Below are 16,947 nucleotides of genomic sequence, written 5' to 3'. Positions count from 1 at the left end.
TAGAAAAATGAAAAATATTATTTCAAAAGTTATATTAGGAAGTTTTGTTGTAGGTGCAGTGGGAATGGCAAATGCTCAAAAGATCGATGCCAAAGCAAAAAAAATTCTGGATGATGTTACAGCCAACTACAATTCTAAAAAGAACTCTTACTTCAAATTTTCTTTTGGAAGCGGTCTTAACGGTCAGGTTGGAAAAACAGAGCCTGGTATTTATTACGTTGCCGGAGAGAAATACAAACTGAAGATCATGGATACTGAACAGATCTTCGATGGTAATAAAATCTATAACATCAACGCCGATGATATGGAAGTTACCATTGCCAAGCCTAACGGAACCAGCACCATGTTCTCCCCTATTAACTATCTTACTACCTATAGAAACGACTATAATGTAACCTATAATGGTAAAAAGATGGTGAACGGAGTGAATGCTGACTTTATTAAGCTGACTCCTGTAAAATCAAACGGAATACAGTTCGTTTATCTTTTCATTGATTCTGCTAAAAAGCAAATGGTAAAACTTGAACAGCACGGAAATAATCAGGATGTAGCAGTAATTGCCATTAAAGAGTACAAAGAAAACCAGCAGCTGGATCCCAATATGTTTGTTTTTGACAAGAATAAATTTAAAAATTACATCATTACAGAACTTTAAAAGAAGAAAAACGTATTCGTGAATACGCAAATTTCCTTTTTAAGTAAAAAAAATAACAAAATATAAAAGCCACAAGTAAACTTTGTGGCTTTTTGATTAATTTTGGCGCATGTTAAAAATACTAGACCGATATATCATAAAAACCTTCTTTGGACCGTTTTTCTTTATATTCAGCGTATTGTTTTTCATTTTCATTGTAAACATTATCTGGGTTCAATTAGGGCAATTTATGGGAAAGGGATTAAGCTACTGGCAAATCCTTAAACTTCTATTCTATCTTGGGGTGAATGTAATCAGTATGGTTCTTCCCCTTACGATCCTTCTCGCGAGTATCATGTCATTCGGTGAATTTGGAGAGCGTTATGAGCTTGCAGCTATGAAAGCAGCAGGAATTCCTCTTACCAGAGTAATGATGCCTCTGTTTGGAATTGCAACCATACTTGCTGTGATGCTCTTCTTTTTTTCCAATAATATTATTCCGGATTTCCAGAAGAAGGCTAAAAATATGCTTTTCAATATTGCACAAACGAAACCGGCCATCAACTTTACCCCCGGGCAGTTTATTGATCAGATTCCCGGATATATGGTAAAGTTTGACAAAATATATGGAGAAAACGGGGAAAATATTGAAGGTGTTTTTGTTCACAAAAAAGCAAACACTTACGAAAACCAACAGTCTGTAGTGGCAGAGAAAGGTAAATTTGTACCTGCAGCCAATAAGAATTTTTTAAAACTGGTTCTTTATAACGGTTATGTATTTGAAGATGCATTTGCCGGAAAAGGTGACAACGTAAGACAAAAGCAACCGGACCAGGCTATTAAATTTGATACATTAGTGTCACATTTTGACATCAGTGAAATCATCAATAAAGCCATCGAAAAAGAGCAGATTACAGACGACTACCGTTTCCAGACTTATAACCAGCTAAACGAAACTGTTGCAAGAAGCAAAAAAGAGAATAAAAAGTTCTTTGACAATATAGGATATGAGGTGCTGAACCAGACTAATTCTGCTATTAACTATATGGATAAAGGCAACAAACACAAAGTTGCTCCGAAAGTTCAGATCAAATTGGATACCGTAAAAGGAGATAAGAAACTGGATATGATCTATTACTCTTATAATAGGTTGGATAACCTGAAAACTACTCTGGAGTCCAAGAAAAATGAATTCAGTACCAATGTGAAGTATTTCAGTAAGGTCGTTATTTATCAGCAGAGGATTATCTCCTATTCTGTAACCTGTATTATCTTCTTCCTGATTGGAGCAAGTCTGGGGTCTATCATCAGAAAAGGAGGGATGGGACTTCCTGTAATTATAGCGATTGTTATCTTCATTATCTTCTATATCATGAATGTGGGAGTAGAAAATATGTCATGGAGCGGAAAAATGAATCCTTACCTTGCGGCATGGCTACCCAATATAATCCTATTCCCTTTTGGGGTATGGATGACATATAAAGCCCTTACAGATTCTCAGCTTTTTGATGCAGAAAAGTACAAAGTATTATTTAAACCTATTACAAAACTGTTTGTCAAGAATAAAGAACATCAGAGATATCAATAGGCAAAGTCTAACGATAAAAAAGATTCAGAACATTTCTGGATCTTTTTTATTTTACCATAGTCAGAGACATTACTTTTTTATTTTTATATTCTTTTTAAGGTACAATCAAATCTCATTGAAGATAAAAGCATTGCACGCTGAAACAGTTTATCAGGATAATTTGTACTTCCGGCTATTCGCAGATATTAAAAATCTCAGCTATTATTTATTTGAGGATAAAAAATTATCTTTGCTGAAGTTTTTAAATATAACCATGAAAAAATTACTACTTATTGGCCTGTTCGGGCTGACTTCTTTAAATATCTATGCCCAGGAGGACACAGCATCTTACAATGGCGAAAAATATGGATACATCATTGATAAAGCCGGAAAGAAGATGGAAGGTGTTATCAAACTTCACGGAAGTTATTACAGCCCATGGCAAAATCAGCTGAAAGTAAAATTTGCGGCCCCTGCTGACATTGACAAATTAAAAAACAAAATCAAATATAAAAGCTACGATGCTGATGACATCAAAGAATATATGCTGTATGAAGGAGATACACCCAGGATCTTCCAATCTATAAAATATTCGAATGCCAGAGAAGCAATGAATACTTCTGACAATATAACCGGACTAAGTGCGGGTTTAAAAGCAATTAACAATCTTTCCAGAACCTCTCAGTTTGCAGAAGTTATAGCAGATGGCAAAATTACAGTGTATAAACTATACGGTTATCCATCATCTGTTACGGCCAATAGTGCCAATGGAGTATCTCAGGCAGAAACTCAGAGATTACAGGATAATCCCAACTATATTTATTCAAAAAAAGGAGGAAAAGTGGAAGAACTTACTCCGGCAAAAGCAAAAATCATCATTACAGACTGTCCGTACGCAAAAGCAAAAATGACAAAAGGGGAATATGGCTCACTGAAAAATGAAGAGAAAAAAAGAACCGGTCTTGGGAAGTTCATCAGAGAAGAAGTCAGCAATTCTATGACAGATAAGCTCTCACTGATTAATGAAGTGATCTATGATTACAACGAAAACTGTAAATAATCACCTCTATAAAAACAAAAGCGGTTTCGAACTGAAACCGCTTTTTTATTTTCAAAAACTGAAAATTATACTTTCATAATTTCAGCTTCTTTTGTCTTAAGATGCTCATCGCAAAGCTTTACATATTTATCAGTATAAGTCTGAATTTCATCTTCCACCCCTTTAACGACATCTTCAGAAACTCCGTCTAGTTTTTTAAGTTCTTTCAAACCATCCTGTCTTGCGTTTCTTACTGTTATTTTAGTGTTCTCAGCTTCAGATTTAGCCTGTTTTGCAAGCTCTTTTCTTCTTTCCTCTGTTAAAGGCGGAACGTTAAGAATGATATTTTCCCCGTTATTAGAAGGTGCAAAACCTAAGTTTGAGTTAATAATAGCTTTTTCAATGGCGTTGATCGCTGTTCTGTCCCAAGGTTGAATAGAGATGGTCATTGCATCCGGAATAGAAACATTGGCAACCTGGTTAAGAGGAGTCGGTGCTCCGTAATATTCCACCATTACATCCTGAACCATAGCTGAAGAAGCACGTCCTGCTCTAATTCTTTGAAATGCGTGATCCAAGTGCTTTACAGCTGCATCCATGTCCTGTTTTACAGATTCTAATATAAGATCTAATTCTTCCATTATATAATTAAAATTTGATAAATTACACATCAATAATACCTACTGAATATCAATCGGTTAAAATATCTGAAATCCTGTTTTTTCAATGTTTTTCTTACTGTTTCTTAGGATTTTCAGTATTCAGTGGTGCAAAAATAATGATTGTTTTTGAATAATAGGTATTACTATACACGGATTTTATGTACTTACCACTCCTGTTTTTTATTTATCCCGTATACTAGTATAAATTCAGGTACAAATACCTATAAAGTATTTTACCTATTAAACAGGGATCGTTTACAATGACAAAAATGGGATATCCTCACCAGGGATGATTCCAGAGAAAATCTGACTATAAATTCATGACAACCTGTTAAAGTTCCCTATGATGTACAGAATTCTCTATATTTAAAAAGCACCTGCTACAGCAATAACGCTATAACAGGTGCTCTTAAATATGATTATACTTACTTTGTTTATTGTAATAAATGATTACAAATCAACTAAAGTACCCACGTTTTCTCCGTCTACAATTTTTATTAAATTCCCATCCTTATTCATATCGAATACAATGATAGGTAATTTATTTTCATGACTTAAAGTAAATGCTGTCATGTCCATTACTTTAAGGTTTTTTTCAAATACTTCATCGAATGATAATGAGTTGTATTTTACTGCATCAGCATTCTTTTCCGGGTCACTGTCATAGATTCCGTCTACTCTTGTTCCTTTTAAGATAACATCTGCTCCTATTTCAATTGCTCTCAGAGTAGCTGCTGTATCTGTTGTAAAATAAGGATTTCCGGTTCCCGCTCCGAAGATCACTACTCTGCCTTTTTCAAGGTGTCTTACTGCTCTTCTTTTGATGAAAGGTTCAGCTACTTTATCCATTTCGATAGCAGACTGTAATCTTGTTTTGATTCCTGCATCTTCCAATGCCCCCTGCAAAGCCATCCCATTGATTACTGTTGCCAGCATTCCCATATAATCACCCTGCACTCTGTCCATTCCTTTTGCAGCTCCTGCTACCCCACGGAAAATGTTTCCTCCTCCAATGACGATCGCTACTTCACAGCCTCTCTCAACTACTTTCTTGATCTCAGCAGCATATTCCTGCAGTCTTTCATTGTCAATACCATACTGTCTGTTCCCCATTAAGGCCTCACCACTTAGTTTCAGAAGGATTCTTTTATATTTCATCTTTTATTTTTAATAACTTTTTATTAACGTTGGTTTCCCCAAAATTTGATTCTGCAAATATAATCATTAATAATGTTGATTTTAAATTATCAATTATAAAATTTAAGTCTAATGCTTTATGCAATTAATAAAGAGATAATTGACTGTTAACATAATATTATATAAGAATCAAAATAAAATCTGAAGGATTATAGTTTTCTTACAATTCTGACACCTTACAATGCTCTGTAAACAACATTTTCACAAAACTTAAGTATTTATAAATAAATAATGTCCGAAATATTTTGAAAAGTACGAAAAAGGATTATTTTTGCATTAATTATAAATTGAGTTGAAGAAAATTATCATTTTTTCATTATTTCTATCAGGAATTGTTTCTTATGCACAAACAGGAACAAATGTTTATCCGTTCTTAAATGTACCTGTATCTGCAAGACAGGCTGCTTTGGGTGGAGATGCAATTTCGATAAGAGATTATGATGTTTCCTTTGCTATTGCAAACCCTGCCCTGTTAAATAAAGATTCAGACAAACAGCTTTCTGTAAACGCTACGGCATACCTTGCCGATTCGAAATACGGAACGATAGCCTATGCCAAGGATTTTGAAAATGGCCATATGGCCACCATCAATGCCCGGTATATGAGCTACGGAAGTATTCCGAGAACAGATGAAAGCGGTTTTGAAAACGGTGAATTTAAAGCCTCTGATGTTGCCATCGGTGGAGGATACGCCTACCAGTTTGAAGAAGACTGGACAATAGGTGGAGGAATCAACTTTATTACATCAAAAATAGATAACTACACTTCTTCCGCTATCTCGGGAACTGCAGGAATTACCTATCATAATAAAAAGAATAAAGAAGTTCTTTCCCTTGTATTGAGAAATTTCGGTTTTCAGCTGAAATCATTTAATGGAGAAAGAGAGAATCTTCCATTCCGAATTGATATGGGATATACCAAAATCTTAAAGAACTTCCCTCTTGCCATTACCATTACCGCTCATGACCTGCAGGAATTTAATATTTCTTCGGAATACAATAAAGACGGACAAAAGGTAAATGCCGGCAGAAAGATTGCAGATCACTTCTCGTTGGGAGCAGAACTTTTCCCGGAAAAGAATTTTAATATCCGATTGGGCTATAATGTAAGAAGAGGAAACGAACTTGCAGTAGCCGACCAAAGAAACTTCTCAGGACTTTCTGCGGGATTCGGGGTTAAGGTTTCAAAATTCAGGATAGATTATGCTCACATCAGATACCACAACTCTTCCAATGTCAACCAGATAGGAATCTCTATGGATCTTTCCAGCCACAGAGGAGAATAATTGTGACCCGGAAAATATTAAAATAAGTAAGAAATTTCTCAGCTTCTCTTGATTTTTAAGAAAAAATCAAGAAATTTGCAATATGAAAAAACCTGTAATAGCTATCGATGGGTACTCGTCTACCGGAAAAAGTTCTATCTCTAAAATCATCGCTGATCAGTTGGGACTTATTCATATGGATACAGGGGCGCTTTACAGAGGTGTTACCTGGTACGCAATGCAGCATTGTCTGAATGAAAATGGCGGGATTGATCTGAATATACTGTTCTCTTCACTGGACCAGATTAATCTTGAATTTAAAAACAACGATGGGACACTTACTCTTTTTCTTAATCATACCGATATCTCCAAAGAAATCCGTACCAACATCGTTTCTGACAATGTCAGCCTTGTTGCCAAGCAGAAAGAAGTAAGAGACTTTTTATTACAGTCGCAACGTTCTTTGGCAGAAAAAGGCGGAGTTATTATGGATGGACGTGACATAGGGACAGTAGTTCTGCCAAATGCGGACTATAAATTTTTCCTTACTGCCAGTATTGATGAAAGGACCAACAGAAGATTTCTGGAATTAAAAAGCCTGGGACTGGAAGCCGATAAAGAGCATGTAAAACAAAACCTCATTGAGCGAGACAAAATCGATAGTGAGCGTGAAATAGCCCCATTGAAGCAGGCTGACGATGCTATCGTTATTGATAATTCTAATCTGACCAAAGAAGAAACCATAGCTCTTATTTTATCTCACATCGAAAAGATTTAACACTTTTTAATAGGCTTAAAACCTCCTTTGGTATACAAATTGCAAGTTTTATTACTGTAAAAAACTAATCTATTATTAATTATTAAAAAACTTAAAATGTCTAGAAAAGGAAATAATACAGCAGGTATATTGGCAGGACTTTTAGCGGGTGCTGCAGCAGGTGTCATATTGGGAATGCTTTATGCTCCTGAAGAAGGAAAAGAAACCAGAAAAAAAATCAAAACCAAAGCCAATGATATTAAGGATCAGGCTAAAAATAAATACGGTGAGGTTTCTGAAAAAATGAAAGACCAATACAGCAATATTTCTTCTACATTCAAAGAAACAGCAAATACAGTAGCGCATACTGTAAAAGATGGATATGATAAATATAAAGATCAGATTGTTTCTAAAACTGCAGATGTAGTAAAAGATGTAGAAGCAGAGCTTAACGATCTTAAAAAATAAGTAATTTATCTTTTTTAAGTAAATTACAGAAAGGAACTTTTGTGCAAAAGTTCCTTTTTTTGTAACTTTAAAAAAAAACAATGATAGAAACTATTAAAGAATACGCCTCCAAGAGAATCGATCTTCTGAAAATTGAAGCCACCGAAAAGTCTTCTCTTTCTGCCGGGCTCATTACCTACTTTGTAGTACTGCTTGTTGCTTTTGCTTTTTTTATTATCCTTTTCAACTTTGGAATAGCTTTTCTCATTGGTAAGGCATTGGATAATTACTCCTATGGATTCTTAATTGTTGCTGCATTTTATGCTTTGATAATGGCTTTTGTGATTGCTTTCAAAAATAAAATCGTCAACGCAGTGGCAGATCAGGTTATTAAATTTTTAAACCATTAAACTATGAGCAGAAAATACGAGAGCATAGAAGAATTAAAAAGAAAGAAAAAACTGCTTCAAAGTGAAATAAGCGATCTGGAAAATCTTCTTACCTTCAAAAACACGAAAGAAAGCCTCAGTGCTTTTACCAACGGACTGAGTGATCAGTATCTGCAGGAAAAGGTAGATGAAGATGGTGATGAAAAAGTAGTTCTGCGAAAAGATATCATTGCCAGGCAGCTCACTTCTGAAGTAAAGGATCTTCTGATCAGTAAAAATACCGCTGTAGGGCTTGCAAGTTCAGCCTTCAAAGGAAATATTACAGACAGTCTTATCAAACTGGGCGTTACTGCCATGGTTGGAAACTATGCCAAAAATAATATGAAAAGCTCCAACTGGAAGAAAAAGCTTATTGGCGCAGCGTTAATCTATCTCGCTCCTATCGCTCTGAAATATGTCAGAAAAAAGATGGAAGTTTATCAGAAAAACAAAAGTGTTTCCAGTATGGAACAACTTATATAAATGTAAAAGAGTTAGAAACCAGAGATTAAAAACCAGTCCACTTTTGGATGTTTTCTAACCTCTGGTTTCCGGCTTTATTCTGAAAACAACTGCCCCAGAATAATCCCTGCAGCCATGGATACATTCAGGCTTTCTGTTGACTGGGATTTCCCAAATCTCGGAATACTAATACTTTTCTGCAGAAGCTTTTCAGTCTCCGGTCTCATTCCGTTCCCTTCATTTCCTAAGATCAGATTGATCTTTTCGGGTTTTTTAAAAGTATAAATACTCTCCCCTTCCATATCTGTTCCGATGTTTACATTTTCTGTTGCAGAAAGATATTCTATAAGATCGGTATACACTACATTAACCCTGGTAAAAGATCCCATTGTGGCCTGAATCACTTTCGGATTGTAAATATCTACTGTATCTTCACTACAGATAATCTGTTCGATCCCAAACCAATCTGCGAGCCGTATGATAGTCCCTAAATTTCCCGGATCCTGAATACCATCCAAAACAAGCTGTATATTCTTATCGGCCATCTTTTCTTCTTCGGCCAGATAGCAAACGGCAACAGAATCTTTGGGGGTTTTTAGAAAGCTGATTTTTTTCAGCTCATTTTCAGAGATATGAGTAACAGGGATATCACTACGGTCCAATTTTTGTGGATCGGTTGAGAATATTTCTTTAACTTTAAAATTAGAATTAGAAAGTTCACAAATGATTTTATTACCTTCAACCAAAAACAAATTGTATTTTTGTCTGAACTTCTTTTTATCTAAAGATTGTAAAACTTTTATTGTATGAGCTGTAAGCATTATAAGAATTCTCCTCAAAAATATTATAAAATTATCTCATTTGCAACATTTGTTGGTCTCCTTTATGCTTGTAGTACAACAAAAAAAGTTCCCGATGGTGAATATCTGCTTACTAAGAACACTTTAGAGTTCGAGGATAAGAAAGAATTTTTCGATGAGGAACTTAAAGATTATATTCAGCAGAAGCCTAATAAAAAGCAATTCCTTTTCATGCCATTAAGCCTTACTTTGTACAATATGGCCAATCCAAAGTATGATACTATCCTTAATGAGTACATGACCTATCCCAGTGAAATGAGAAATCAGAAACTAAGGGATTCTTTATTCATTAAATATGATATGAAAAAGGAGGTAGGTAAAAGTTTATTTTTCGATCGTCTTCTGCATAGCTGGGGAACACCTCCTGTGATTCTCGATCAGACAAGAAGCGAAAAAAGTGCTGAATCTATTAAAAAGCGACTTGTATACCGAGGTTTTTGGGAAGCTGATGCAAGTTTTAAACAAAAGCTGGATTCAACATCTAAAAAAGCAACAGTAGATTATTTCGTAAAGCACAACACGCCTACTTATATTAAAGGTTATTATTTTAATATTCCGGATCCGGGAATTAAACAAATCTATAACAGTCATCTGGATAAGACCTTAATAAGATCAGGACAGGTGCTTGATCAGACCGTTCTTGAAAGAGAAGTGACGAGAATCACGGACCTGATGAAAGAATCAGGATATTATAGATTCAACAATACAAATGACGAAATTTATTTTGTAGCCGATTCTCTGAAAAGTAAGAAACAGGTTCCACTTACCCTGGAAATTCATAAAGACTCTCTGGATCGTCCTTATAAAAAAGCAACTTTTGGAAATATCGATGTAGCAATTGTAGATAAAGCCAGTGATTATCCTAAAAACACCGTTAAAGACAGCCTTAGAAGAGTGAGATTCCACAAAATGAATGATCAATATAAGATATCATCATTGTGGAGAGCGATTATTGTAGATAGTAAACAACTATATGATCAGCAGAAATTGGATGTGACCAAAAGAAACTTTTTGTCTATGAATAACTTTAGTATTGTCAAGGCAAGAGACTCTTTAAGACAAGGGGGTATAACCTCTCCTAACGATAGTATTATTGATGTTTTATATGTGCTTAAACCTCTTCCAAAGTATGAGCTCAAGGTGGGAACAGACATTAATTATTCTCAGGTTTTAAATCTGGGGATCTCTCCTTCTATAGATCTTACGACCCGAAATGTTTTCAGAGGTGCAGAAAACCTGTCTACCAGCCTTTCCGGGACATTTGGTTCTATCATCAGTACAAAGGATATCAACAAGAGGGTGGCAGCCTATGAAATATCAGCGCAAACGTCTCTGAATTTCCCAAGATTACTTCTTCCTTTTAATTATTATAAATTCATTCCCAAACGATATACCCCTACTTCCTCCATTCTGTTGGGAGCATCTATACAGAACAATATCGGATTGGGTAGAATCATCTTTAATACGGGATTGAATTACCAGGCGAATGTTAACGATCAGGTATACCATAAGCTAACCCTATTTAACACTCAGGTCAGTTTAACTAAAAATAAAGATGCTTATTACGACTACTTCGTGAATGACAGAAGGGTCAAGGATGAAATATTCAGTAACTACTTCGCCTATAATCCTACTGAAGGCCAAAAGTATGAATCAGGACAGCTTAGCATAGATCAGGTATCCAAAGATATTGTGAATGACGGAGGCTACCGGGCAAATCTTGACCAAAAAGGAGCTGATCTTTTAACTGCATTCAGGGGAACATTGGTTAATAAAGACAGACAGACACAGGATGTTCTTATCTCTTCCATGATTTACAACTTTGTGTACAGTGAAATTGGAAAAAAAGAATATCCCAATGCTTTCTATTTTAACGGAAAAGTAGAATTAGCAGGTAATATTTTAAGTTTATTCAACAAAAAAGACAATGACGGAGGAGTTGTCACCGCTCCCCAAAGAACTATTTTCGGAATACCTTATGCGCAGTATATAAAATTCGATATAGACACCAGAAAGTATTTCAAATTCAACGGAAACCAAACCCTGGTACTTCGTCAGTTCATTGGAGTTGGAATTCCTTTTGGAAATTCACAGGATATGCCTATTATTAAATCTTATTTTAATGGTGGATCCAATGATATCAGAGCCTGGGTTGCGTTTGGAGGATTAGGTCCTGCAGACTCTCAGGTAGATGAAAGAGTACGTACCTATATGACCGATAATGTAAAGCTTACTACGAATGTTGAATACAGAATTCCTTTTAATAAAACCTATGAAGGGGCTCTATTCACTGATATTGGTAATACCTGGAGTCTTCGTAATTATAATGATGGATATGGAGATGAATTTAAATTCAATAAATTCATAAAACAGGTAGGTATCGGTAGTGGATTTGGACTGAGAGTGAATATCGCGTATGTAACCGCAAGAATAGACCTTGCATATAAAATTTATGATCCGAATAAACCAGATGGTGACCGATGGAGATTCAAATATTTCCAGCCTTTCAAGCCTACTCTTAACATCGCGTTCGGATATCCTTTCTAATCCGGAGAAACGCCTAAAATAAAATATACTACAGCTATCACACGGGCGAGGATTTCCCTCGCCTGATTTCTGTAAAAACTTTCAGGCTTTGTAACATCCTGTGCATCAAAACCTAATGCGTTCATATCATTATTTCTTGCAAAAAACAATGCCCGAAGGTTATGATACCCCTGTGACACAATGATTACATTTTTCTTTTTATACACATCCTTACAGCGAAGGATACTTTTATAGGTGTTAAACCCTTTCGGATCTTCTATAATAATATCTTCCGGAACGCCTTCCTGATAAATCAGATAATTTTTCATAGCACCCGGTTCATTATACCCTTTGCTTTTCTCTCCGCTTACAATGATCTTTTTGATTTTGCCATGGTGATAAAGAAGAGCCGCCGCATCCATCCTTTTGGTAAAATATGGGTTAGAAAGCCCCGATCTCATTTTAGGAGAAGTTCCCAAAACCAAAGCGATTTCCCTAGGTGGTATTTTTGATATTTTAGTGTATGTACGCCCGTTAGTAAGCCCGAAAACCCAGACATTACAGAAACATATCATTAAAATTCCCAATTCTAATGATATAAAACCTAAGTTAAATATGTTCCTAATAACTCTCAACTAAGATCAAAGTTAAGCTTTATTTTTTTACTTTTCACAATAGACATACAAGCCAATATATGTCCCTGTTCTTCTTCTTTTTCTGTAAGGTACTCATTTTCTAACAGTTCCACCTCTCCTTCTTCTAAAAAACATTCGCAACTTCCACAAATTCCCGACTTGCAGGAGTAAGGAGCCGGAAATCCCTGAATCAGAAGCTCTTGCAAAATTCTATTCCTGTTATCAGGCAAATGAGTGCTGTATTTTTTTCCTAACATTGTAAATTCTACCTCAATATTTTCGATAAGAGGAAACTCTTTTTCTACAGGATAAATATCGTCATTATATTCTTCAAATAGTTCAAAGTGAATATTTTTTTTCGGAATCCCATGGTGATAGCAGGCATTAGCCAAGGTCTTGATCATTTCTCCTTTCCCACAGATTAAAACTTCATCTACAGCATCCCATATTGTAGATTCTTCATCAGTATCATCCAGGTGCAGAATCTGATTAATGATAAGATTTAGTTTCTTTTCATCCAGTCTTCCATAAAAAAACTGGTCAGCTGTTTTCTCCTGTGAGAAAAAGTAAAAAATCTGAAGCCTGTCTCCGAATTTTCTGGCAAGATGATCCAGCTGATCAAGATAAATAAGGTCCTCCGAGCTTTTGTTTCCAAAGAATAAAAACAGTCTTGTTCTGGGTTCATTATGAAGAATATTCTTAAAATGACTCAGGATTGGAGTAATCCCGATACCGGCGGCAAAAGCAACAATCGTCCTGAACTCACTGGGCTTAGATCCTATTGTAAATCTTCCGGCGGGTTCGCTTACCCACAGTTCATCACCTTCATTATAATTCTCAAATAGCTGAGCGGTATCGCCTTCAGAAGAAGTCACTTTTATCCCCAAACATATTTTCCCCTCATAAGGAGCCGAGGTCATTGAATAATCATTAATAACCTTTTTACCATGTGATTCAAATTTAACACTTACAAACTGCCCGGCTTCAAACCTGAAATTTTCTTTCAAATCCTCCGGAATATTAAACTCCAGAGAAAAAGTATTTTTGGTCAGCTCTACCTTTTTCGCTATTTTTAACGGATGAAACTGTATCAGTTTCCCTTTATAGATTTGTTGTTCCATAACTTCAATTCAAAAATAGATAAAAAATAATTTATGAAGAAAATAATTTTATCCACGTTATTCGTAGCGGCACTTTACAGCTGCAAAAAAGAAGGACAGAAAACTGAAGGTACTGCAACTACAGACTCACTTTCAGTAACTCAACCTGCAACTCCTGAAGAGGCAGGCACTTATATCCCAAAAGAACTTTCTCCTGAGAAAGTCACTGAACATTTAGCTAAAAATAATGACACTTTATATGTAACTAATTTTTTTGCCACCTGGTGTGGCCCGTGTGTAAAAGAGATTCCAAGTTTTAAAAGTAAAATGGATGAATTGAAAGATAAGCCTGTAAAATTCACCTTTGTAAACCTTGATGACAAAGCAGAATGGAATACCGCCGTTAAAGATTTTGTTATAAAAAATAACCTGGGAGGAAGTGTGATTTTACTGGATGGACAAAAGCTTGATAAGAATTTCTTCACGACTAATTTTAAAGAATGGACCGGAGGTTCTATTCCTTTTACGTTCATGAGAAGAGGTGATAAAACTGATGAATCTCTGGGAATGTTGACAGACGAAGCGTTGAATTCAAAAATAGATTCTTTCTTAAAACAAAAATAGACTGAGCTCTTTCTGAATCATGTCAAAAAGATTTAAAATCCTGTGTTTATTATTGATGATTGCAATTGTTATAAGTGCAGCCATTAATCTGAACACAGGATTTTTAAGTTTAGGATTTCAGGACTTCTTTCAGGATTCTGCCCACAATCAAATTGCTGAGATACGCATCAACCGTGTTTTGGTAATGCTGCTGGCCGGAATTTCAATTCCTACTTCAGGTTTTCTGATGCAGGAATACTTTCAGAACCCATTGGCAGGGCCTGATATATTGGGAATAACTTCCGTAGCCAGTTTATCCGTTGCTTTCTATATTTTCTTTTCACACAGCATTTTGCTGCCGGAGTTTTTACAGAACAGCTTTCTGAGCTTATCAGCAATTGGAGGAAGTTTAGGCCTGATGCTGGTATTATTATCAATGTCTAATAAATTTCAGGACAAATCTTATCTTATTATTTTCGGATTTCTTGTGTCCGCTTTTGCAGGAGCCATAGTTTCCCTTCTTCAGTTTTATGCAGAGAACCAAAGCCTGAAAAACTATATTTTATGGTCTTTCGGAGCTAATAATATGGTAACGAGAAATCAGATTTACGTTTTACTAACCTTAGTAATGGCGGGAATGTTCATCTGTTTCAAAGCTATAAAGCCTCTTATCGGAAACTCTCTTGGAAATTCTTATGCCCAGAGTTTAGGAGTAAATCTTAAACACTTAAAGCTTTTAATAATAATAGCTTCGTCCCTCCTATCGGCTTCTATTACTGCATTTCTGGGACCTATTTTATTTATAGGAATTATTGTTCCGCATTTCTGCAGGCTCATCTATAATCCATCCAGATTGTGGCAGCAATGGATTCTCAATATGCTTTTGGGAATGATGATCATGCTGTTTTTCTCTGTCATCGCAGAAAAATCACAGATCCCTTTGAATGTGATAAGCTCCGTATTTGGTATCCCTGTGATTCTGATGATGCTTTTGAGACAGAATAAAGTGTAATAGTTGGAAAACCCTAGGCTATAAAGGATTGCTTAATTTTCAATCTGGCGTTTTCAAAAATGGAGTGACTAGAGTTGTAGATGGTTTATAAAATAAAAACATGATAAAAATTTAATAAATTCAATTTCTTTGCGTCTCAAAAACATTATTTTTGTAAAAGATAGCTCCTTTACGTTCAACCCGGCTCTATATGCACTTACAAATCAAACACGCCAATATCGGCTACAATACAACATTAATTTCCAATGCCCATGCGAATTTGAAGCTTGGCGATGTATGTTTGCTAATTGGTAATAATGGGGTTGGGAAAACTACTCTGATCAAATCTATTCTGCATCAGCTTCCTTTGCTTAGCGGCGAAATATTAATTAATGGAAAAAATGTAAATAATCTTTCTGTAAAAGAAATTGCGGAAAATATAGCTATTGTTTTTTCAAAGTCGCTAATTCCACAGCATTATACAGTTGAGGACCTTATTTCATTGGGAAAATATATCTACTACCCTTTTTACTTTGAACTAAAAAAAGAAGACCGGGAAGAAGTTGCCCATATTATTGAAGAACTTGACTTAAACCAATACCGATATACGCTTCTAAAAAATCTTTCCGACGGAAACCTTCAAAAAGCCTTTATAGGAAGGGCCATCACCCAGAACTCTCCTATTATCATTTTGGATGAACCTACTACTCATCTGGATGAAAAGAATAAAATCATCATTCTTAAGACCCTTAGAAAACTCGCCAAAGAGCAAAATAAGCTTATTCTGTTTTCATCTCATGACTGGCGGCTGGCCAAAGAATTTGCAGACAAAATATGGTATGTAAAAGATAACCAGCTTTATTCAGGGGTTGTGGAAGATGTCCTTCTTCTGCATAATGAGCTTACCAACGCTTCATTATTTCAGATAAATGAAACTTTCAATCCGCCTTTTATCATGGCCCCTCCATTTTACAAGGAAATGTTGTATTCTCTGCTTCAAAAAAACTTCTCAAAAGACCTGTCTTCCCTTAATTTTGAGTTTCAGAGCCCTTTTTGGGTAATTACTAAAGATTCAACGAAATACCAATGTGAATCTTTTGAAGAAATCATTAATTTGATTACAAACATTCATTAATACTGGTTTTTTTTTAATTAATTCACATACTATGCATGCATAGTATTATGCTAATCATACAATTTAATCTATTTACTGTCAGGTTATTAACAAAATTTAACGTTAATAAATACTATGCATGCATAATATTTACTAAATTTGGGTAAAACCATTGGCGCAAAAATGATGGATAATAATAAGGAAAAAATAGAAAACGTAGATTTAATTTTAAAACAGACCTGGCTGGCTGTTTCTAAAATGTACACAGAACTAGCCCAGGAGCACGATTCGACAGCGGTACAAGCCCTCACCCTTCTTAAAATTGATCCCAAAGAAGGAACCCGCAGTACGAATCTTGGCCCAAAGATGGCTATAGAACCCACCTCTTTAACGAGAATCATCAAACTTCTGGAAGATAACGGATATATCTATAAGGAAAAGACAACCACTGATAAAAGAGAGGTTATCATAAAGCTTACAGATAAAGGATTAAACTCCAGAAATATGTCAAAGGAAGTCGTTGTCAACTTTAACAAGAAGGTAATGGAAAAAATTGCCCCGGAAAAGATGGACGCTTTCAAAGATGTGATGACTGAAATCATGAAAATAGCAAACGAATTATTAAATAACAGAAAATAAATTATAAGGAAACCTCAGGGTT

Annotated in this window: 18 protein-coding genes; 13 read left to right on the top strand and 5 right to left on the bottom strand. The window is 35.4% G+C overall.

Translation table 11 applies throughout. The features are described from left to right. The first annotated feature begins 7 nt into the window (after window positions 1-7). The 3 genes from lolA1 to AC27VX_RS06855 all read left to right on the top strand — a co-directional run bounded on the left by lolA1 (window position 8) and on the right by AC27VX_RS06855 (window position 3,261). Window positions 8-655, top strand: coding sequence for an outer membrane lipoprotein periplasmic chaperone LolA1 (lolA1, locus tag AC27VX_RS06865; RefSeq protein WP_236859095.1), 648 nt, complete (start codon window positions 8-10; stop codon window positions 653-655). 109 nt (window positions 656-764) lie between these two features. Beyond that, a complete protein-coding gene (locus AC27VX_RS06860) occupies window positions 765-2,222 on the top strand; it encodes an LptF/LptG family permease (protein WP_236859094.1) in 1,458 nt (485 codons plus the stop codon). Window positions 2,223-2,475: 253 nt separating this feature from the next. Beyond that, complete coding sequence (locus AC27VX_RS06855; protein WP_488694598.1) at window positions 2,476-3,261, top strand: hypothetical protein; 786 nt, start codon at window positions 2,476-2,478, stop codon at window positions 3,259-3,261. A 65-nt stretch (window positions 3,262-3,326) separates the two neighbouring features. On the opposite strand, the gene frr is transcribed toward AC27VX_RS06855, so the two are convergent. Together frr and pyrH are read right to left on the bottom strand one after the other, a co-directional pair. Beyond that, window positions 3,327-3,881 carry a ribosome recycling factor gene (gene frr, locus AC27VX_RS06850; RefSeq protein WP_236859092.1) on the bottom strand — a complete coding sequence of 185 codons (555 nt, stop codon included), beginning with the start codon at window positions 3,879-3,881 and terminating at the stop codon, window positions 3,327-3,329. A gap of 471 nt (window positions 3,882-4,352) precedes the next feature. Then, complete coding sequence (gene pyrH / locus AC27VX_RS06845) at window positions 4,353-5,060, bottom strand: UMP kinase (RefSeq protein WP_300685470.1); 708 nt, start codon at window positions 5,058-5,060, stop codon at window positions 4,353-4,355. Between the two features lie 331 nt (window positions 5,061-5,391). On the opposite strand from pyrH, the gene porQ reads away from it, so the two are divergent. The 5 genes from porQ to AC27VX_RS06820 all read left to right on the top strand — a co-directional run bounded on the left by porQ (window position 5,392) and on the right by AC27VX_RS06820 (window position 8,478). Then, window positions 5,392-6,384: a type IX secretion system protein PorQ gene (gene porQ, locus AC27VX_RS06840; protein ID WP_488694596.1), complete on the top strand. Its 993-nt coding sequence runs from the start codon at window positions 5,392-5,394 to the stop codon at window positions 6,382-6,384. A gap of 82 nt (window positions 6,385-6,466) precedes the next feature. After that, a complete protein-coding gene (gene cmk / locus AC27VX_RS06835; protein WP_488694594.1) occupies window positions 6,467-7,141 on the top strand; it encodes a (d)CMP kinase in 675 nt (224 codons plus the stop codon). Window positions 7,142-7,237: 96 nt separating this feature from the next. Continuing rightward, window positions 7,238-7,588 (top strand): YtxH domain-containing protein, encoded by a 351-nt coding sequence (locus tag AC27VX_RS06830; protein ID WP_236859089.1) that lies wholly within the window; start codon window positions 7,238-7,240, stop codon window positions 7,586-7,588. Window positions 7,589-7,668: 80 nt separating this feature from the next. Then, window positions 7,669-7,977: a phage holin family protein gene (locus AC27VX_RS06825; RefSeq protein WP_236859088.1), complete on the top strand. Its 309-nt coding sequence runs from the start codon at window positions 7,669-7,671 to the stop codon at window positions 7,975-7,977. 3 nt (window positions 7,978-7,980) lie between these two features. Beyond that, window positions 7,981-8,478 (top strand): phosphoribosyl-ATP pyrophosphatase, encoded by a 498-nt coding sequence (locus AC27VX_RS06820; RefSeq protein ID WP_236859087.1) that lies wholly within the window; start codon window positions 7,981-7,983, stop codon window positions 8,476-8,478. 74 nt (window positions 8,479-8,552) lie between these two features. Here AC27VX_RS06820 and AC27VX_RS06815 read toward each other — a convergent pair whose 3' ends face one another. Further along, on the bottom strand, window positions 8,553-9,278 hold the full coding sequence (locus AC27VX_RS06815; protein WP_236859086.1) for a TrmH family RNA methyltransferase: 726 nt from the start codon (window positions 9,276-9,278) through the stop codon (window positions 8,553-8,555). Between AC27VX_RS06815 and tamL the strand changes: the two genes are divergently transcribed. After that, window positions 9,264-11,864, top strand: a complete 2,601-nt coding sequence (gene tamL / locus AC27VX_RS06810; RefSeq protein WP_488694590.1) for a translocation and assembly module lipoprotein TamL — start codon at window positions 9,264-9,266, stop codon at window positions 11,862-11,864. The genes AC27VX_RS06815 and tamL overlap by 15 nt on opposite strands. Here the strand turns inward: tamL and AC27VX_RS06805 are convergent. Then, window positions 11,861-12,418 carry a SanA/YdcF family protein gene (locus AC27VX_RS06805; protein ID WP_300690058.1) on the bottom strand — a complete coding sequence of 186 codons (558 nt, stop codon included), beginning with the start codon at window positions 12,416-12,418 and terminating at the stop codon, window positions 11,861-11,863. The genes tamL and AC27VX_RS06805 overlap by 4 nt on opposite strands. Window positions 12,419-12,474: 56 nt before the next feature. Further along, a complete protein-coding gene (locus AC27VX_RS06800; protein WP_236859083.1) occupies window positions 12,475-13,599 on the bottom strand; it encodes a ferredoxin--NADP reductase in 1,125 nt (374 codons plus the stop codon). A 33-nt stretch (window positions 13,600-13,632) separates the two neighbouring features. Between AC27VX_RS06800 and AC27VX_RS06795 the strand changes: the two genes are divergently transcribed. The 4 genes from AC27VX_RS06795 (at window position 13,633) to AC27VX_RS06780 (ending at window position 16,925) form a co-directional block, all read left to right on the top strand. Next, on the top strand, window positions 13,633-14,202 hold the full coding sequence (locus AC27VX_RS06795) for a TlpA family protein disulfide reductase (protein WP_488694588.1): 570 nt from the start codon (window positions 13,633-13,635) through the stop codon (window positions 14,200-14,202). A 19-nt stretch (window positions 14,203-14,221) separates the two neighbouring features. Next, window positions 14,222-15,193 (top strand): iron chelate uptake ABC transporter family permease subunit, encoded by a 972-nt coding sequence (locus tag AC27VX_RS06790; RefSeq protein WP_488694586.1) that lies wholly within the window; start codon window positions 14,222-14,224, stop codon window positions 15,191-15,193. A gap of 190 nt (window positions 15,194-15,383) precedes the next feature. Further along, window positions 15,384-16,307 (top strand): ABC transporter ATP-binding protein, encoded by a 924-nt coding sequence (locus tag AC27VX_RS06785; RefSeq protein ID WP_488694584.1) that lies wholly within the window; start codon window positions 15,384-15,386, stop codon window positions 16,305-16,307. A gap of 165 nt (window positions 16,308-16,472) precedes the next feature. Next, window positions 16,473-16,925, top strand: coding sequence for a MarR family winged helix-turn-helix transcriptional regulator (locus tag AC27VX_RS06780; RefSeq protein WP_103233950.1), 453 nt, complete (start codon window positions 16,473-16,475; stop codon window positions 16,923-16,925). The last annotated feature ends 22 nt before the right edge of the window (window positions 16,926-16,947 follow it).

This window comes from Chryseobacterium sp. 14P4.3.2 (assembly GCF_057799275.1).
This window is presented reverse-complemented; position numbering and strand designations above follow the sequence as displayed.